Below are 18,166 nucleotides of genomic sequence, written 5' to 3'. Positions count from 1 at the left end.
CGGGGGTTGCTCCGAGGACGCGCCGGCGAACGTGATCCAGACGTTATCGGCCCCGCGCCCGCGGGGATTGCTCCAGTGTGCTCCGGGGACAGTCGTTAGCTCCAGAATCGGCCTCGCGCCCGCGGGGGGTGCACCGCGGGCGATCGACACGCAGCAGCGGAGCCGGAATCACCCCCGCGCGTGAGGGGCCGACTCGGTGGCGCCACGGAACCCGTAGATCGACTGGGAGCGATCCCCGCGTGTGCGGGGCCGACCCTCCGCTGGCGATAGGCTCGGCCGGATGCCCGGAGCGATCCCCGCGTGTGCGGGGCCGACCGCCGCCTTGGAGATCTCCGTGGGGGAGAGAAGGAGCGATCCCCGCGTGTGCGGGGCCGACGAGACGTGGCTCAGCGGCTTCGAGCGCTGGTCGGAGCGATCCCCGCGTGTGCGGGGCCGACCAGACCCGGCTGGCGCGCTTCGGCCGAGAGGAGGAGCGATCCCCGCGTGTGCGGGGCCGACAGAAAGCGGAGAAGGCAACGGATCCGGCGGTCGGAGCGATCCCCGCGTGTGCGGGGCCGACCAGGACGAACGCATTTGGGCGCTGGAGGCCGAGGAGCGATCCCCGCGTGTGCGGGGCCGACCCGCCGCCGAGGGTGTCGTCGAGGCGGCGCAGGGAGCGATCCCCGCGTGTGCGGGGCCGACGCTTCGTGACCTGCGGGTTTACCGGCGGGAGCGGGCCGACAGAATCAGTCCGTCGAAGTCGACGGGCTTCCAGCGGTCCTTGCCGGCGGTGCGGACGGTCCAGCCCTGTTCGTTGGTGGCGGGTTCGACGAGGACGGCTTGGCCGTCGCCGATGCGGGTGGCGAGGAGGTCCCAGAGGCGGTCGCGGATGCGGCGGCTGGGGGTGCCGACGAAGACCCCGGCGTTGACCTCGACCATCCAGCGGGTGAGGTGTCCGCGGAGACCTTCGGGGGCTGCGATGAGGATGATGACGGTCATGGGCTGCTCGTGTCCTCGGTGAACTCCGGTCCGATGACGGCCAGGTGTTCGTCGCCCATACCGGGGTCGGAGACGGCGGGCACCGGCGGGCCTTCGGTGCCAGACCAGTTGACGCCGCCTTGGACCGTGCCGACGCGTTCGTCCCAGAGTTCGTTGACCTCGACCTCCGGCATTTCGATGCCGTCCGGGCTGAGGAGTGCCTTGACGTCGTGGACGATGCGGCCCAGCAGCTTGTCCTGGGCGATGCGGTCGCGCAGGCCGAGGCGGGCGTCGCGTTCCTCGGTGTGGCCCTGTTGGGCGAGGTCGAAGGCGAGGGGGATGGTGTACTCGGCCTTGTAGAGGTCGGCGATGTCGAGGACGAACGAGGTCGCCAGGCCGGTGTGGACGAAGCCGAGCCCCGGGCTGGCGCCCAGGCCGGTGATGACGGCGTGACAGATGCCGTACAGCGCGGCGTTGGCCGCCGACAGCAGCCGGTTGAGGTCGTCGCCCGCGGCGTGGGCATCGCCTGCCTTGTAGACGCGGCCGTTCCAGGGGACGCCGGTTCGCCACGATTCGGCCTGGTAGAGCTTGCGGATGCGGGCGCCCTCGCGGCCGCGCAGCTGCTGCATGGTGGCGGTGTGAGGTTCCCCCGAGATGCGGAAGGTTGCCGGGTATGGCCTGATGGGCCATGAGAAGGGAGCCTTTGTGATGGCTGCTCAGATGAAGTACCCGCCCGAGTTGCGGCGGCGTGCGGTGGAGATGTACCGCTCCGCCGATCCGAAGCCCGTGATCCGCCAGATGGCCCGCGACCTGGGCGTCCACCACGAGGCCCTGCGCAACTGGATCCGCCAGGACGAAGCGGACCGCGGCGAGCGCGACGACCGGCTGACCACCACGGAGAAGGAGGAGCTGGCCGCGCTGCGCAAGGAGAACGCCGAGCTCCGCCGGTCCTGCGAGATCCTCAAGGCCGCCTCGGCTTTTTTCGCCCAGGAGCTCGACCCGACCCGGCGACGGTACTGAAGCTCGTCGACGAGCACCAGGACCGCTTCGGGGCCGAGCCCGTCCTCCGGGAACTGCACATCCCCGCCTCCACCTACTACCGCTGGCGCCGCGAGGCCGTCGAGCCGTGCGAGCGCAAGCGCCACGACGCCGAACTCACCGAGCACATCCGCCGCATCCACGCCGAATCCGACGCCACCTACGGCTCCCCGCGCGTTCATGCCGTCCTGCGGCGCGAGGGCACACGGGTCGGCCGCAAGCGGGTCGAACGCCTGATGCGCCAGGCCGGCCTCCAGGGCGTGAGCCCGCGCCGGCCCCGCTCCTTCACCCACCGCGACCCGGCCGCCGACCTCGCCGCGGACCTGGTCCGGCGCGACTTCACCGCGACCGCGCCGAACCGGCTGTGGGTCGCCGACATCTCACTGGTCCCGACCGGTGAGGGGCCGTGGTGGCTGGCCACGATCCGCGACGCTTTCTCCCGCCGGATCGTGGGCTGGCACACCTGCGAACGGGCGGACGCCGACCTCGTCCTCACCGCCCTCGAGTACGCCCTGCACGGCCGGCCCGTCGAGCCCGGGAAACTGATCCACCACAGCGACCACGGCTGCCAGTACACATCCATCAAGCTCACAACCCGCCTACTCAAAGCAGGAATCGAGGCGAGCATGGGCACGGTCGGCGACTCCTACGACAACGCCCTGGCGGAGAACTTCTGGAGCGTGCTGAAGACCGAGTGCGTGCGCCGCACCGCCTTCGCGACCCGCACCGACGCCGACCTGGCCCTCTTCGCCTACATCGACGGCTGGTACAACACGCGCCGCATCCAAAAACGCCTCGGCTGGCTCAGCCCCGACGAATACGAGGCCAAGTACTACGCCGACCAGGCGACGGCCGAATCAGTGGCCGTCGAACCACCCACACCCGCCCTGACCAGGTAATCAGCACCTCCCGCTCAACGGGGGAAGCTCAGTGCTGACGTCTTCGCCGGGGAACCGCATGCGGTACATGTTCCGTGCGACGGCCAGGCGTTCCTTCGTGCGGCTGACCAGCCAGGCCTGCCGGTTGAGCAGGCCAGCGCCGCGGCTGGGGCCGAGGCCGGCGGCGTACATGCGTACGCCCTGCTCGCCGACCCAGCACACGGTGGTGCCGGAGTCGGCGAGGAGGTTGACGGCGCCGTGGGTGATGCGGGTGCCCGGGCCGAGCAGCATCACTGCGACCATGGCGGCCGGGACGCGGACGGTTTCGCGTTTGTTGATGACGACGACGGCGTTCTCGTCGCGGTCGATGTGACTGCGCTCGACGTAGACGCTGGAGACGCGGTCGGCGAGGCGGTGCAGGTCGTGGGGGTGGGCTTTCCACCAGATGTCGGCCATCGGTCAGCGGGCTCCGGCGGGCAGCGGGGCGAGGGTGAGTAGGCCGCAGCCGTAGGCCTTGGAGGGGCCGATGCCGCCGAGGAGGGCGGCCTGCAGGAGGCCCGGGTCGGTGATGCGCAGGTGACCTTCGAAGGTGGCGGTGGTGAGGGTGACCGGGGTGCGGGTGCCGGGCTTGGTGAAGGTGCTGCGGCTGCGGTCGGTGATCCTCACCTCCCGGGCGGGCCGTGCGTCTGCCGGGGTGTCGGAGGCCGACGGTTCGAGGCCGGGTGCCGGCTCGTCGGTGCGCGCCGCGGGGACGGTGAAGCCCCAGCGGTCGGTGCGGTCCAGGAACCAGTTGAGCTGCTGGGCGGCGGTGCGGTGGGCCATGCGGTAGGAGCGGTGGTGGAGTTCGGCAGCGGTCTTGGTGCGGTGTGCGCTCGCCTTCTCGGGCTTGGAGGTGTTCTGGACGGGGCTGGCCTTGAGCCGGAAGGCGAACTCCCGGCCGACGGCGAGCTGGGCGAGCAGTGGGGTGTAGTCGCGGATCGCGTAGTGCTCGCCTTCTGCGTCGGGCCAGCCGACCTGTTCGACGATGTGGGTCCAGTCGGGCTTGGAGGGGGTGAGGACCAGCAGCATCGGGCGGCGCGGGTGGTCGGCGTCCAGGCGCCACAGGATTCGGTCGCCGGGGGCGGTGTCGGGGATGCCGGCCGTGACGGCGCCGTGCAGGGCGCGGGGGTTGGCGAGCAGGTTACGGCTGGCGGCGCGCAGCGGGTTGATGCGGACGCGGGAGAGGTAGGTCATCGGGTCACCAGCCCAGCAGGGCGAACGGGTCGTGGCCGCCGGCGGCTGCGGCCGGTTGCGTGGTCGTGGCGGACGGGGCCAGGCCGGTGGGGACGTCGAGCCAGGCGTGGCGGATCCGCCGGGTGGAGAAGCCGCGTTCGCGGGGGTCGAAGGAGCGTGGGACGTCCTGGAGGGTGTCGTCGCCCGACGGGTCGTCGAAGGTCGCGGCCAGGTCGATTCGGTGGGGGGAGAACCGCTCTGCCCCCCGCTCGGCCCGCCGACGGTAGGCCTGCTTGGCGGTGTCGCCCGCCTGCCAGGGCTCCTCGGCCAGGACGTCCTCCAAGGTGCCGTCGCGTAGCTCGCCGAGGGCGATCGGCTGGGTGGGGACGCAGGAGCGCCGGCCGAGGGCGAGAGGGAAGGCGGGACGGCGGATCGCCTCGGCAAGCGCCGTGACGAGGTCGGCCGAACCTTGGACGGCGGCGACGAACACCGCGTCCTGGAGGTAGTAGCGGTGGGTGACGTGGGTGTCCTTGGCTGGGGAGGTCGGCTTCTGGACGCCCTTGGCGTTGACGCCGGCCTGCGGCAGCGGCCGGCCCCGGTAGTCGCTGACGGTGTGGTAGTCGCGCAGCAGCGTTCCGGGCTGGTCGATGCGCACGCCCAGGCGCAGTCCGACCAGGTCCTTGATGTCCGCCTCGCGCGGGCGGCCTGCGGCGGCGGCGAGCAGCCCGATGACACCGGACTTGGTCGGCTGGGGCCGGCTGTCGCGGCGGTTGAAGGCACTGCGGTCGCCCCAGGACTGAAGGGGGCCTGCGAGGCGCAGCACGAGGACCGCCTGCTCCTCGTCCCGCGGGTCCGGTGCGGGGGTGGGGTCGGCGGGCATCAGTTGTCGTTCATCCGCTCGGTGAGGACGGTGCGCAGGGCGTCGCGCAGCTCGGGGAAGGTGCGGTTCGCGCCGAAGGCCTCGGCCAGCTTGTGCTCGGTCTCGTCGGCGTCGGCACCGAGGGTGTGGCAGATGCCGACGTACAGCGGGGCGTCGCCCCACTGCTCGGTGGCGGTGGCGAACTCCCCGGCGAGGCGGCGCGCGGACTCGGCGACGATGCCCCGGCTCGCCGGGACGGGGTTCTCGTACGCGGAGACGAGGTTCACCGGCTGGTCGGCGCGTACGACGACGGCGACCAGGCTGGGGCGGGTGCGGTGGGCGAAGGAGTTGCCGTAGCCGGTGGGCATGGAGCGGGCGAAGGAGTCGACGAACAGGTCGACGGCGTCGACGGCGGCCTTGTCGTCGCCGAGGTTCTCCAGCAGCTGGTGCAGGCCGACGGTGGCGTAGCGGTACAGGGTGGCGGAGTTGAAGCCGATCGTGCCGATCATGCCGGCGCCGGTCTCGTCCGCCGTGTTCTCGTCGTCGACCGCCGTGTAGTAGTCGAACTCGAGCTCGGTGGCGTGGGTGGAGATCGCGTGCGCGACCTGCGTGGCGGCGTCGACGTTCAGGCCGGGGATGTCCGCGACCATCCGGCCGAACAGCGCCACGTCCGCCGGGTGGCCGTTCTGCAGCTCTTCCTTGACCGGCAGGGCCTTGACCGCCTCCTCCAGGGCCTTGGCATCGAGGGTGGCGAGGTCGGCGGCGGTGTCGGCGACCAGGCCGACGATGCCGTCCAGCTGGCGGCGCCCGTAGAAGAGGAGGTAGGCGGTGTCGCCCGCTTTCTTGCCCGCCGAGATGCCGGTCGACTTGATCAGCGCGTCGGCGATCCGCTGCGCGTCCTCGACGGCGATGCCGGTGCGCTGGGCGACGCCCTTGGCGAGCTGGGCGGCGATCCGCTTGGTGCGGGTGGCGAGGTCCTGCGGGTCGCGGCTCTCGGCGAAGTGGAGGCGGGTGGCGCGCTTCCAGGCCTGGGAGGAGACCCGGGAGCGGCGCTTGCCGCCGAAGTAGGCCTCCTTCGGGTTGCCGTTGTCGTCGCGGTTGAGGTTCGCCGGCGGGACGGTCTGCAGGATGTGCACGTCGATGTAGAGGCGGTCGGTCATGCGCTTCTCCTCGGTGGTGTCGGTGTCGGTGTCGGTGTCGGTGTCGGTGTCGGTGTCGGTGTCGGGGTGCGGGGTCAGCGGTGTTCGCGGGGCGGTCAGCCGGTGCCGGGCGCCTTGTCCTTCCAGGCCTGGTAGCCGACGGCCCACTTGAGGCGGACCTGCGGGCGCCGGTCGGTGTGGTGCCAGGCCTGGATGTCGGCCATCAGGTGGTTGTAGTCCAGCGGCTGCCCGACGGTTCGCAGCTGGGTGATCAGGCCACGCAGGTGGACCAGCAGCGCGGACACGCTGGTGGCACCGGCGAGTTGCGCGACCCGCCGGTCGAGCGCTTCCTCACTGAACTTGCCGTCGCGCCGCAGGGCACGCAGTGCCTCGCCGAGCTTGACGCCGCGGCGGTGCATCGGCGTGGACTGGCTCTGCTGGTGCAGGCCGTAGAGGGCGAGGGCGGCGTGCTCGGCCTTCTGCTCGTCGGAGACCTCGTCGCGCAGTGCGAGGACATCGTTGATCTCGCAGCTGTAGAGCGGCCACATCTTGGGACTGTCCATGACGGGACGGCCCAGGCCGGAGCGCAGGGCCGCGAGGTCCTCGCCGGGCGGGCGGCGCGGCTGCCCGGTACGGGGGTCGAGGCGCCAGGTGTGGTCGGGGGCGGTGAGCTTGTCCCAGTACGGGCGCCGCTTGGCGGTGGTGGTGTGTTCAGTCGTCAAGGTCCGCTCCAGGGGCTGGGTCGGGGTCGGGTCCGGTCTCGGCGGCCCGGGCGGCGGCCGCTTCCCGGAGGGCTTCGGCGTAGCGGGGGAGGATCTCGTCCAGCTGGCGCCGGAACGCGGCACCGGCGGTGCCGAGCTTGTAGGTCTGCGGCTTGCCGGACTTGCCGGCCGGGCCGGCGGTGCGGCCCTGGAAGGTGGTGGCGGGGGCGGCCAGCAGGAGCTCGTTCGCCGCGTCCCGTGCGCGGCGGTTGGCGAGCTCCTCCCAGGCGAGCCTGCCCCGTTCCAGGACGTCGTCGTCGGTGCCGGCGGCCCGGACGCCGGCCAGCAGGCGGCGGACCAGCGGGTCGAGGGTGTGCAGGAGGAGGTCGCCGGGGCGCTGGCCCTTGTCCCAGGGGATGGGGTCGGTGCCGGCGGCCCGGCGCAGGTCGGCGGAGAGGTTGTTGACGGCCTTCGCGAGCTGTTCCGCCTGCTCGGCCACGTCGAGGAGGAGCTCGTGGGCCTCGCTGTCCTGGTGAAGGGCCAGCAGCGGCAGCGGGATCTCGTCGTGGATGACGTCCTCGACGACGGAGGACTGGGTGCCGTAGACCATGCCGAAGGTCTCGACCTGCAGCGGGTAGTCGGCGTCGAGCTTGTCGAGCTCCCGCAGGGCGCTGGCCTCGTCGAGCAGGACGCTGGTCTCGAAGCCGCCTTCGGGGCCCTGCCGGGTCGGGGTGAGTAGAGCGTCCAGGCCCCTCCAGGCGGCCTTGCCCTGGGTGTGCCGGCGCGGCCTGCGCTCGGGCAGGGCCGACGCGGACTTCTTGGCCGGAGCGGTGAACGTCCAGGCGGTGTGCGGCTCCTGCACGGGCAGGACCGTGAGCCGGTCACCGGCGCTGATGACCACCCGCGCGATCTTCAGCAGGCCGTCGTCGTCCTGGTGCGGGACGAGCCGGATCCGCCGGGCCTGCCAGGTCCACAGGTCGAGCAGGCCGTCGGCGGAGCGCGGCTTCCAGGCCGGGCCGTGGGGGGCCCGCACCCATTGCGGGACCCCGAGGGCACCGGGCGGGGTGACCGGGAGGTTCAGCAGGAGGGTCTCGTACAGGGTGCGCCCGGTGGGGATGATGACGCCGAGCTGGCCGAGCGGGCCGGTCGGGTTCCCCGTCGTCTTGCCCGCCTTGACCTCGGGGTCGCCGACGACACCGGTCTTGATCGCCGCGGTGTCCCAGCAGTGGGTGTGCACGAGCCAGTGCGCGGCCTGGGAGGGCGTCAGGTCGAGCGGGTCCGCGTCCGTACGGCTGGCGAACAGCGGGACGTTGTTGCCGCTCGCGGCGGTCGCGACCAGGGCGGCGGAGCCCTTCGTCTCGTCCTTGGCCGTCCGCAGCCCGGCGACCTGCGCGAACGGGGCGGCCGGGTCGAAGAGGTCGAACTTCGCGCGGTGCTCGTCGAGGTAGGTCTGGAGACGGTTCAGCTCGTCCTGCGTGAACCCGTCCTTCCGGGCGAGCCGGTCGCCCTTCTCCCGCAGGGTCTGGGGCGCGTCGGTGGCGTGGGCGACAACGGGCAGCAGGACCTGGCGCAGGACGGCCGGCAGCTGGGTGGAGAACTCGACGACGAGGCCCTCCAGCTCATGGGCCCGGGCCAGGGCCTCGGCGATCCCCAGCTCCACGGGAGGCCCGCCGGCGACGGGCCGCGCCGTCAGCCACGGTTCCTCGACAAGGTTGTACCCAGGCACGCGCTGTTCTCCCAACTGGCCATGTTTAGCTCGCTGTTGGCTAATCCTGGCACCTCTGATGGTCCGTTGTGGGGCGAATGCTTGAATTGCCCCTCAGCCCCTCGGCCCCGCGGATCAGCGTTTCGCGGGGGTGGCCCCTGGCCGTGTTTCCGGCTCCCGGCCGAGAGCACGTCGGCCCCGCGTTCGCGGGGCAAGGGGCGCGTGTGGGCGGAACGGCATCGTGTCCGTTCCGCCCACACGCTCTACCGGTAGGGACGCCCGCCGCTCACCACGAGCCCGAGCGCCTCGTCGTAGCGCAGCCGGAAGTCTCCGAGCGACGCCTCACCCTGTTCGTCGAGTTCGAGGGCGAGGCTGTAGCGAAGCCACGGATGGTCCCGCCAGCCCGGCAGCGGACCGAGCCCCTGCTCGGCCGCCTCGGTCAGCTTGGCGGGCAGGCGGACCGTGCCGCACAGCACGTCGTCCACCACCTCCGCCGCGACCTCGCCGTTCGGCCCGAGCCTGCGGCCCGTCACCGCCCGGAAGCGATCCTCGGTGCCGTGCACCAGGACGACCTCCACGCTGCGGTCCCCGTCACGGACGAGTGCCTCGAACTGCCCCTCGGCCATGGTGCCGTGGCCGCCGTAGTGCAGGCCGGCCAGCGTCGGGGCCCCGTGCTCCCCTGCGCGGGTCAGCACGTACTCGGCAGCCTTCGCTCGACGCTCGGCCTGCCGCTCCTCCCACTCCCGCCGGGCCTGCGTCTCGGCCTCGCCCCACGCCTCCGGGACGACCCGGTCCGTCCCGTACACCCGGGCGACCAGTTCCGGCACCTGGCCGGGGATACTCCACGCGCCCCCACCGGCCGTCACCCGCTCCACCTCGGCGGCCGTACGCAGCAGCAGGTAGCGGCCGTAGATCCCCTCGGAGGCGCGCAGCATGTGCGGTGCGCCTCCGCCGCCGTCGAGGCCGATGCCGGTGACGACGACCGTGGGCTGCTCCAGCAAGGCGGGACGCTTCACTCCGTCGTGGCGGTGAAGACGGCCGATGCGCTGGAGGAGCAGGTCCATCGGGGCGAGGTCGGTGATCAGCAGGTCGGCGTCGACGTCGAACGACTGCTCCGCGAGCTGGGTGGCGACGACGATCAGCCTGCCGGGACGCTCGACGCCCTCGGCCGGCGGGGCGAGGAGGTTCAGCACCTCCTGCGTGCGGTCGGCCCGGTGGCCCGTGTGCAGGCGACCGTGCAGGAGCCGGACGTCGGCGCCGAACTCCTTGCGGAGGGCGTCGAACGTGGACTGGGCACGGTCCACCGTGTTGCGGATGACCAGGACGCACCCGCCGTCGACCAGGCGCTCCCTCAGGTAGTCGACCACGGCGCTGTCCGCCGGGGCGGCGTCGTTCTCCCCGGCGCGAGAATCGGTCCGGAAGTCGGTCAGGGAGTCGGTCAGGGAATCGGTCCGCGTCGGCGGTTCGTCGAGGACCTCGACCCGCACTCGCAGGTCGTCACGCCAGGATTCCGTGCTCTCGACCAGCACCTCCGGCTTCCCGTCCCGGCCCGGCCAGGCCGCCGTCACACTCGGATACCCCTGCGGCTCGGGAACCTCCAGCGCCGCCGCGGCCTCGGCCGACTGCGTTCCGGCCAGGTAGGCGGCGACCAGACGGCGCCGTTGCTCGGGCGGCAGGGTCGCCGACAGCAATACCACCGGCACCCCGGCCTGCCCGAGCCACCACAGGCCCTCCAGCAGGAACTGCGACATGTAGACGTCGGCGGCGTGGACCTCGTCGAGGACCACGACCTTGCCCACCAGGCCGGCCATCCGCAGCATCACGTGCTTGGTCCGCGTCGCGGCGAACAGGAGCTGATCGATCGTGCCGACCGCGAACGGGCTCAACAGGCCACGCCGACGGCCGAGGAACCACTCGGCAGGCGCCCTACGCTCCCCGCCCTCTCCCCCGCCCTCGCAACCGCCGAAGCAATCGGACTGCATGCCGTACTCGTCCACCGTCGAGTAGCGGGCGTCGGCGTCCTGGCTCCCCTCCCCCGCGTCTTCCAGCAGGCCGCGCCACTCCTTGTTGAACATCCGCTTGCCGTGCAGCAGCGCGACCTGGTCCTCCAGCCCCTCCTCGACGTTGCGCAGCCAGGACCGGACCTGAGTGAACATCGGGTCCGAGGTCGCCTGGGTCGGCATGCCCAGATACACCCCGTCCAGGCCGTACCGGGCGGCCAGCAGCTCGGCCGCCGCCAGCGCGCCCTTCGTCTTCCCCTCCCCCATCGGCGCCTCGACGATCACCAGCCCCGGCCCGCCCATCCGACGCGCGACATCGAGCACCAGATCCTGCGACGGGCGGGTCCCGTGACCGAAGCGGTCCCGGAACGCCTCCGGGCCGGGGGTCGGCAGCGCCCCCCAGCCGCCGCGCAACCCGAGGCTCGACCATGCCACAGCGGCTCGGTGACGCGCTTGGGCGATCGTCACCTTCGCGAGGTCCGTTACCCCAGCGAAGTGCCGCTCGTCGCTGGCGATCCAGTCCGCCATCACCACGTACCCGGACAGTTGGAGCTGCATCGCACGGCCCGGTACCAGAGCCGGCTCCGCCGCGGCCAGCGGCGACTCCCCCGCGAAGCCCAGCTCACGGGAGAACACCTCCACCAGCGCCGACTGCGCCAGCTTCCAGGACGGGCCCTTGCCCTGAAGGTCCTCCTTCTTCGGAGGCAGCTGGCCCAGCGTGGGGAAGCGCCCGTGGTGGCCGGCGACCAACGGCCAGACCCAGTCGACCTGCTCCTCCGCCCACCCTGCCTTGGCAAGCGCCGCGCGCAGGAGACGCCCGCCGGCCTTGTCGTGCCGCCAGCGCTCGGATTTCACCGCGAACTTGTTCCAGGACAGGCCGGATCCGCGAACGGCGTCCGCCAAGTCGGAGTCCATGTGTTGGAAGGCGGGGACGGCCTTGCCGAAGTCGTGGATCCCGCACAGCCAGGAGAAAAGGCGCCGGCCCTTCTCCCGGCCGCCCGCGACGGCGTCCAGACGCCTCTTTGTCACGGGCGGCAGGTAGCGGTCCCAGACGACCTCCGCCACCGCCGCGGTGTCCAGCATGTGCGACAGCAGGAGGTTGGCAGACCCTCCGGCCCGCCCGGCCGACTTCCCCCACAACACGCCCAACCAGCCCCTGACCTCGGGCGGGTACCACTGCCAGCGGTCCTCGGTCATCGTCCCAACCTCCATGTACGAGTACGCTTCGGGAGCCTAGGGGGCAGCACTGACAATTGGCTTGGCTGCTAGAAGATGTGACGATAATTCAGGAGATCTGCTATGGGCCGCCTACCGGATCGAACTGAATCAATCGGCGCCCTGTGAGGAGAATCGCTGCAGGTCAGGAAGTGTCGGCCCCGCGCTCGCGGGGGTTGCTCGGGGGAAGCGAAATTCCCGCAACCGTCATGAAGGTCGGCCCCGCGCTCGCGGGGGTTGCTCCCGCATGCTCGACGTGCTGGCCGGCGTCCCGTCGTCGGCCCCGCGCTCGCGGGGGTTGCTCCGCGACCGGCCGGGACGAGTGGGGGGTCTTCACGTCGGCCCCGCGCTCGCGGGGGTTGCTCCGGCTTGAGGTAGCGCATGATCGTTTCTCCGTTGTCGGCCCCGCGCTCGCGGGGGTTGCTCGAAGCCGCAGCCCCAGACGATCTACCCCCGGATGTCGGCCCCGCGCTCGCGGGGGTTGCTCCCACGACAGGTGGGTCCAGGTGGTACCGGCCCGGTCGGCCCCGCGCTCGCGGGGGTTGCTCGCGCAGGCACACCGGGGGTGACCCGCACCGGCCGTCGGCCCCGCGCTCGCGGGGGTTGCTCCGGCCGTAGGTGACCGGTCCGGGGTGGACATTGGTCGGCCCCGCGCTCGCGGGGGTTGCTCCCGTCATGAAGGACACCGCTGCACCTGCGGCGTGTCGGCCCCGCGCTCGCGGGGGTTGCTCTCCGAAGGACGTGCAGCGGTACTCCTCCCTGCTGTCGGCCCCGCGCTCGCGGGGGTTGCTCCTGTCCCGGGAGAAGACCAAGCGGGAAACCGCCGTCGGCCCCGCGCTCGCGGGGGTTGCTCCCCGACTGAGCCGGGGTCGTGCCGCGCCCCGTCGTCGGCCCCGCGCTCGCGGGGGTTGCTCCTGCTGTGCTCCTTCCGGTCTTGCGGCCGAGGGGTCGGCCCCGCGCTCGCGGGGGTTGCTCCACCGGGTAGTGCCGCAGCGGACGGCGCGTGGTGTCGGCCCCGCGCTCGCGGGGGTTGCTCCTATCACGCCGGCGACCGGGACGAGAGCCGGCAGTCGGCCCCGCGCTCGCGGGGGTTGCTCGGAGAACGAGCGGGCCCGCCGCTGCTCGGGGCGTCGGCCCCGCGCTCGCGGGGGTTGCTCGGCGTTGCCGCCGCGGAAGCCGCCGGGAAGGTGGTCGGCCCCGCGCTCGCGGGGGTTGCTCGCCCAGTCGACCAACTTCGACCGGGCTCCTTCGGTCGGCCCCGCGCTCGCGGGGGTTGCTCTCTCGGACGCCGCGGCCACGTCGTTGGTGATGAGTCGGCCCCGCGCTCGCGGGGGTTGCTCGAGCCCAGTCGTCGTCGGCATCGACCCCGCACGGTCGGCCCCGCGCTCGCGGGGGTTGCTCCCGCTGTTCCAGCGGCACGGCCTGACCGGCGCGGTCGGCCCCGCGCTCGCGGGGGTTGCTCCACAGCGCCGTGTCACTCACCAGCTCCCGCCGGGTCGGCCCCGCGCTCGCGGGGGTTGCTCCGGGCTCACCGCGTCGGCGGGCTGCTGCGCGAGGTCGGCCCCGCGCTCGCGGGGGTTGCTCCCCTGGAGAGCACGTGTCCGATGAGCCTCGGGACGTCGGCCCCGCGCTCGCGGGGGTTGCTCGATGTCGCAGTTCGTGGTGCTGCGGGACCGGAAGTCGGCCCCGCGCTCGCGGGGGTTGCTCCCGCTGCGGCCACTGGCTGCGCGGGCCGTATACGTCGGCCCCGCGCTCGCGGGGGTTGCTCCGTCGGGTAGTGCCGCAGCGCGCGGCGGGGGGTGTCGGCCCCGCGCTCGCGGGGGTTGCTCTGCCACCGATCTCAAGGGCAACGCCAACGCGACGTCGGCCCCGCGCTCGCGGGGGTTGCTCGGCGACGACGTAGGGCCAGGGGCTGGGGTAGCGGTCGGCCCCGCGCTCGCGGGGGTTGCTCCAGCGAAGCGGCCCCACTCGCCAAAGTTGGGCGTCGGCCCCGCGCTCGCGGGGGTTGCTCCATGGCGTAGGGCTGGAGGTCGGCAGCGTCCGGGTCGACCCCACGCTCGCGGGGGTTGCTCCGTGCCAGCGGCCACGGAGACGGTGGACACGACGTCGACCCCGCGCTCGCCGGGACTTGCTCCGCCACCCTCGCCTTGACGACCTGCACCGCCACGCTGGCCCGCACCCGCGTACCAACCGCTTAGTTCGGCCAGCGGCAGCTGGCTTCATGGCGCCTTGGGTGGATACTGCTCCTTAGCAACGTCGGAACCGCGTTCGCGGTGATCGCTCCACGGTAGTGCAGCTCAACGCAGGCGACTTGCAGTTGGCCCCGCGCTCGCGGGGATTGGTCGCCAGCACTTTGGCGACAGCAAGGATGCTGTCTCATCGCCATGAAGTTCCTTTACAACACGGTAGTGTCCCTCAATGTAGGTATAAGACAAGGGACTTGATTGTCTGTCATGACCTACGGGCGCTGGATCTTCTGCTACCGTTGCTTCACGCTGCAAGCCCCCGTTTCGCTCTGCGGAGGGAGGTGAGCATGAAGCAACTGATTGCCAGGATCAGGGACGCCGCCAGGGCGCGCAACCTGGGCCACGAGCCCCGGGGCGCAAAATGGTTGGTCTACGGCAAGGACGCAGCCGTGTTGGCGCACGCGCTGGCCGGAATCGCCGTGTACCTGCACCACTGGTAGCTAGCCCCGAGGCTTCGTGTTTCCCATCTGGGGCCGTTTCGCGCTCACGGGGCGGCCCCCTCACACGTACTAAACTACCCCGGATTCTCCCTGCTTGGACAGCACTTACTGCTACAGACCCCGTCATCCAGACACTGTCCATCGCGGCCTGCATCCTCACACTTTCCAAGCCCGCACCTGGACAGGGCTGCACAGGAGGCGCAGCAGCAATCACACCACTGGCGCGATGGGGTTGATGGCAGGCCACCGATCCCGGACAACAAGCTGGCGCGACGATCCCACTCTTGCAGGAGCATCTCCGCCGCCACGACAATCCGCCCACTGTCGTAAAGTTCAGCCCAGCGCTCGTGTGGGGTGCTCCATCGACGCCGCCGCCGGACGCCACATGTCGGCCCCGCGCTCGCGGGAATCACTCCTCGTCGCTGTCCTCACCCAGGCGGTCCAGCTCGTCCGCCCTGCGCTCGCGGGGATTGCTCGGGCCGACGGTCGGCTGGTTGTTCGCGCCCAGGGCCGGCCCCGCGCTCGGGGGATGCTCCTGACGGGGCCGAGCATGGCCAGCTACTACACCGTCGGCCCGCGCTCGCGGGGGTTGCTCCGGCCTCAAGGACGACCGGTGGGCAATCGGTGTGTCGGCCTCACGCTCGCGGGGGGTTGCTCCCAGGGGCGCATCATCGCGGGCCGCCCATGGACGTCGGCCCCTCGCTCGCGGGGGGTTGCTCCCAGGGGCGCATCATCGCGGGCCGCCCATGGACGTCGGCCCCTCGCTCGCGGGGGTTGCTCCCGACGGGCCGCGCGCGCGGCGTCGGCCAGGGAGTAGGCCCCGCGCTCGCGGGGGTTGCTCGCTGGCTGTCGAGGAACGATGCACCGGGCGGCGGTCAGCCCCGCGCTCGCGGGGGTTGCTCCACCGCGATCCTCGCCCAGCAGGCCGCCGCCGAGTCGGCCCCGCGCTCGCGGGGGTTGCTCCCCGGCGCAGTCCGCGCTATCCATCGCCGCCCGGTCGGCCCCGCGCTCGCGGGGGTTGCTCCACCCGGCTCGCGGTCTGCGCTGCCACCCCCCAGTCGGCCCCGCGCTCGCGGGGGTTGCTCTACCCGCACGTCCTCACTGTCATGTAGGGCCGGGGTCGGCCCCGCGCTCGCGGGGGTTGCTCCCGGGGCTTCATGTCGCTCGCTAAGAAGATGGGGTCGGCCCCGCGCTCGCGGGGGTTGCTCCAGCTCAGCCGGCTCCACGCCGAGGGCTTGGGCGTCGGCCCCGCGCTCGCGGGGGTTGCTCCACTCCATCCCTGAACCCACCACACCCCCGCTCTCCTCCGGGAGGGCGGGGGCGTCTTCGTGCGTTCGCAGCGGCTACCCGAACGGCATGACCGCAGTGCTGCGGGTCCCGAGGGCGCGTGCGTAGTCGGCCGCCTCATCAGTCAGGGTCCGATAGTTGAGCACCGGATCGCCTGCGGCAACCAGGGCGATGGCACACTCCAGGCACCACGGTCGCGGAGGGTTCACGTCCCGGTCCTCGATGGCCGCCTCTCCTGTGCGGCACTCGGCGCAGAGTGGCATGCCGTCGGCCCTCCTTGCTTGCTCAGGCCCAGGTCGAGCCGCACTGGGTGCAGCCCCACCTGCCGTCCATGGTCTGGTAGGTGGCTCCCGACCCGCAGACCGGGCACGCCATGGCGGCCGCGGTCCGGTCGCTGTCCAGCACGGTACCGGGCTGCGGGTCGCCGTGGGTCAGGTTCGGGGTCTCGGGGCGGTCGAGCAGGGCTGCACTCATGACGCACTCTCCTCTGTTGAGGGGTGGGATGGGGATGCGCCCGGCCGGGGCACTCACCAGGGAACCCCGTCCCGGCCTGCCGCCAGGAGGCCTGGAGGGGCTGCCGCACGCCGTGTGCGTGCCCCGCACACCCCGTGCACGCCCTGCCCGCGGTGCCGGTCCAGTCGATACGGTGACGGCCCCGTGCAGTCGGAGGGTGCGCCGTGTCACGTCAGCGTCGGCTCGGGACGGCCATCAGGGCCGCCCGGTGTGCACAGCGGATGACGCAGGCCGAGCTGGGGCGAGCCTGTGGGTACTCGGCGTCCGCGATCAGCCGGGTGGAGGCGGGCCTGCTACGGCCGGCAGACCAGCCGCTCGCCGTGATCGTCCGGGTGCTTGGGATCCGGCTTGACGACATCAGCAAGGGCCGACCGGCTAATCTGGCACGGAATGTGACTTTGGATCAGGAGGACGCCATGCTCCGCAGGCAGCTGCTCGTGGCCGGCATGGCGGCGGCCGGTACGTCGGTGCTCCCGTCATCGGTGGCAAGAGCGTCCCGGCCGGACACATCAGCCCGGATCGTCGGGGCGCTGTACGAGCCGACGGAGTCGGCACCTGTGTCGCTGCAGCAACTCGGCCGGGCACTGACCTCAGCCCGCGCGCAGTTCACGGCGGCCCGCACGAGGATCTCGGTGCCGCCCTCCCTGGTCTGCTGGGTACAGGCGAGGCGACTCGGAACACTCTGTCCGGCCGAGCCCGGGACCAGGCGCACGCGTGCATGGCCCGCGCCTGGGTGCTGGCAACGGAGCTTGCGTTGAAGAGTCACTCCGACGTGGCGTGGCCGGCGGCCGATCGGGCCCTGGCCGCGGCCCAGGCCAGTGGCGACCCGGCGGTCCAGGGCGAGGCGGCTCGGGTGCTGGCGATCACGATGCGACGCGCCGGCCGCCCGGCCGCCGCAGTGGACCTCCTGCGTCGCACCGCCGGATCGCTCGACCAGGGCACGGACGGCATCTCCCGGGCGGTGGCAGCAACCTTGTTGATGACGGCCGCGTACACGGCTGCGTGCGCACACCGCCGTGCCGACGCCCTCGATCTGATGGGGGGTGCCGAGGAGGCGGTCGGACGCCTGGCCGAGCAGCGGCAGAGGGCCCAGCAGCTGTTCACGGTTGACGCCACCAGCGCACAGGCCGACCTGTACTGGATCGGCGTGCACACCGCGCTGGGCACCCCGGACGAGGGAGTCCCTTACGCGGCACGGATCGCCCCGGGGCGGCTGCCGACCGCGGAGCGCCGGGCCCGGTACGGCACCGACTGCGCACGCATGTGGCATCACCTCGGCGATCACCGCAGGACGTTCGCGGCCCTGCAGTTCACGGAGCAGATGGCGCCGGAGGAGGCACGCCGCCCCGCTCTACGGGCGCTGACGGCGGACCTGCTGTATGCGCCGGTGACGGTAGCTGGCGTGCGCGAACTCGCCGCGCGCACAGGCGTGTTGTAAAAAATCATTGGCCCCGCGCTCGCGGGGATCGCTCCTCGCGTTTCATGGACGAGTTCGCGGTCAGCTGATCGGCCCCGCGCTCGCGGGGGTTGCTCTGTGCGGGAAGTTGAGATGGGGGATCGGTTCCAGTCGGCCCCTCGCTCGCGGGGTTGCTCGTCGTGCGGCGTGCCCGCAGCGCCGCGCGACTGGCAGGGAGGCCGCTGCCGCCGGCGCTGCGGGAGTCTGCCGGGAAGGGCGGTGCGGACTCCGGGGCTGGGCGGAAGAGCCCCGGTGGTCCGGAGGGGCGGGCAGGCGGTGGAATGGGGAAGCGGCTCGCATCCGGTTGGGGCCATTCCGGCGGATTCGGATGGCAATCCTGTGACAAACCATCACCGTTCCCTCACGCGTCGGTGGAATTGCCAGTGGCACGGTCCGGGGGCGGGCCGTGCGAGGAATTTTCGGGAAATTCAAGATCCTTGGGAAAAAAGAGAGTTGACCTTTCTTCGGTTGTACTGTGGAGTGGACATGACGCTCTGGCCGGTGTCGTGTGCCCCAGTAC

The 18,166-nt window shown here is 72.0% G+C and carries 13 protein-coding genes, 2 pseudogenes and 3 CRISPR repeat arrays (1 of these 18 cut by a window edge); of the genes and pseudogenes, 5 read left to right on the top strand and 10 right to left on the bottom strand.

The window, feature by feature from the left end; genetic code table 11:
- Positions 1-134: direct repeats of the CRISPR family, unit length 28 nt (it extends 2,456 nt beyond the left edge of the window).
- Between the two features lie 30 nt (positions 135-164).
- Positions 165-681: direct repeats of the CRISPR family, unit length 29 nt; unit sequence GGAGCGATCCCCGCGTGTGCGGGGCCGAC.
- A gap of 18 nt (positions 682-699) precedes the next feature.
- Both cas2e and cas1 read right to left on the bottom strand, forming a co-directional pair.
- Positions 700-978, bottom strand: coding sequence for a type I-E CRISPR-associated endoribonuclease Cas2e (gene cas2e, locus ACIQ87_RS01265; protein ID WP_331744407.1), 279 nt, complete (start codon positions 976-978; stop codon positions 700-702).
- Positions 975-1,616 (bottom strand): annotated as a pseudogene (gene cas1 / locus ACIQ87_RS01260) (CRISPR-associated endonuclease Cas1); the annotation flags it as partial. The gene cas2e and the pseudogene cas1, both read right to left, overlap by 4 nt.
- Before the next feature lie 49 nt (positions 1,617-1,665).
- On the opposite strand from cas1, the gene ACIQ87_RS01255 reads away from it, so the two are divergent.
- Both ACIQ87_RS01255 and ACIQ87_RS01250 read left to right on the top strand, forming a co-directional pair.
- Positions 1,666-1,977, top strand: a complete 312-nt coding sequence (locus ACIQ87_RS01255; RefSeq protein ID WP_402399720.1) for a transposase — start codon at positions 1,666-1,668, stop codon at positions 1,975-1,977.
- Positions 1,908-2,894, top strand: a complete 987-nt coding sequence (locus ACIQ87_RS01250) for an IS3 family transposase (RefSeq protein WP_402400004.1) — start codon at positions 1,908-1,910, stop codon at positions 2,892-2,894. Before ACIQ87_RS01255 ends, ACIQ87_RS01250 begins: the two co-directional genes overlap by 70 nt.
- A gap of 6 nt (positions 2,895-2,900) precedes the next feature.
- Here ACIQ87_RS01250 and ACIQ87_RS01245 read toward each other — a convergent pair.
- The 7 genes and pseudogenes from ACIQ87_RS01245 to cas3 all read right to left on the bottom strand — a co-directional run.
- Positions 2,901-3,329 (bottom strand): annotated as a pseudogene (locus ACIQ87_RS01245) (CRISPR-associated endonuclease Cas1); the annotation flags it as partial.
- 3 nt (positions 3,330-3,332) lie between these two features.
- Positions 3,333-4,106, bottom strand: a complete 774-nt coding sequence (cas6e, locus tag ACIQ87_RS01240; RefSeq protein WP_402399718.1) for a type I-E CRISPR-associated protein Cas6/Cse3/CasE — start codon at positions 4,104-4,106, stop codon at positions 3,333-3,335.
- A gap of 4 nt (positions 4,107-4,110) precedes the next feature.
- The gene (cas5e, locus tag ACIQ87_RS01235) at positions 4,111-4,965 is read right to left on the bottom strand and encodes a type I-E CRISPR-associated protein Cas5/CasD (protein WP_402399715.1); all 855 of its coding nucleotides are present in this window, start codon (positions 4,963-4,965) and stop codon (positions 4,111-4,113) included.
- A complete protein-coding gene (cas7e, locus tag ACIQ87_RS01230; RefSeq protein ID WP_402400001.1) occupies positions 4,965-6,104 on the bottom strand; it encodes a type I-E CRISPR-associated protein Cas7/Cse4/CasC in 1,140 nt (379 codons plus the stop codon). Before cas7e ends, cas5e begins: the two co-directional genes overlap by 1 nt.
- A gap of 95 nt (positions 6,105-6,199) precedes the next feature.
- Positions 6,200-6,805: a type I-E CRISPR-associated protein Cse2/CasB gene (gene casB / locus ACIQ87_RS01225; protein WP_402399713.1), complete on the bottom strand. Its 606-nt coding sequence runs from the start codon at positions 6,803-6,805 to the stop codon at positions 6,200-6,202.
- Positions 6,795-8,510 (bottom strand): type I-E CRISPR-associated protein Cse1/CasA, encoded by a 1,716-nt coding sequence (gene casA / locus ACIQ87_RS01220; RefSeq protein WP_402399710.1) that lies wholly within the window; start codon positions 8,508-8,510, stop codon positions 6,795-6,797. The genes casB and casA overlap by 11 nt, the downstream gene beginning before the upstream one ends.
- A gap of 242 nt (positions 8,511-8,752) precedes the next feature.
- On the bottom strand, positions 8,753-11,686 hold the full coding sequence (cas3, locus tag ACIQ87_RS01215) for a CRISPR-associated helicase Cas3' (protein ID WP_402399707.1): 2,934 nt from the start codon (positions 11,684-11,686) through the stop codon (positions 8,753-8,755).
- Positions 11,687-11,858: 172 nt separating this feature from the next.
- A CRISPR array of direct repeats spans positions 11,859-13,838; the repeat unit is 28 nt; unit sequence GTCGGCCCCGCGCTCGCGGGGGTTGCTC.
- A gap of 399 nt (positions 13,839-14,237) precedes the next feature.
- On the opposite strand from cas3, the gene ACIQ87_RS01210 reads away from it, so the two are divergent.
- The gene (locus tag ACIQ87_RS01210; RefSeq protein ID WP_402399704.1) at positions 14,238-14,390 is read left to right on the top strand and encodes a hypothetical protein; all 153 of its coding nucleotides are present in this window, start codon (positions 14,238-14,240) and stop codon (positions 14,388-14,390) included.
- Positions 14,391-15,962: 1,572 nt separating this feature from the next.
- On the opposite strand, the gene ACIQ87_RS01205 is transcribed toward ACIQ87_RS01210, so the two are convergent.
- Positions 15,963-16,151: a hypothetical protein gene (locus ACIQ87_RS01205; protein WP_402399702.1), complete on the bottom strand. Its 189-nt coding sequence runs from the start codon at positions 16,149-16,151 to the stop codon at positions 15,963-15,965.
- Positions 16,152-16,411: 260 nt separating this feature from the next.
- On the opposite strand from ACIQ87_RS01205, the gene ACIQ87_RS01200 reads away from it, so the two are divergent.
- Both ACIQ87_RS01200 and ACIQ87_RS01195 read left to right on the top strand, forming a co-directional pair.
- Positions 16,412-16,948, top strand: coding sequence for a helix-turn-helix domain-containing protein (locus ACIQ87_RS01200; protein WP_402399700.1), 537 nt, complete (start codon positions 16,412-16,414; stop codon positions 16,946-16,948).
- The gene (locus tag ACIQ87_RS01195) at positions 16,909-17,628 is read left to right on the top strand and encodes an XRE family transcriptional regulator (protein WP_402399698.1); all 720 of its coding nucleotides are present in this window, start codon (positions 16,909-16,911) and stop codon (positions 17,626-17,628) included. The genes ACIQ87_RS01200 and ACIQ87_RS01195 overlap by 40 nt, the downstream gene beginning before the upstream one ends.
- The last annotated feature ends 538 nt before the right edge of the window (positions 17,629-18,166 follow it).

Origin of the sequence: Kitasatospora sp. NPDC096204 (genome assembly GCF_044763205.1) — a bacterium.
GTDB lineage: Bacteria > Actinomycetota > Actinomycetes > Streptomycetales > Streptomycetaceae > Kitasatospora.
This window is presented reverse-complemented; position numbering and strand designations above follow the sequence as displayed.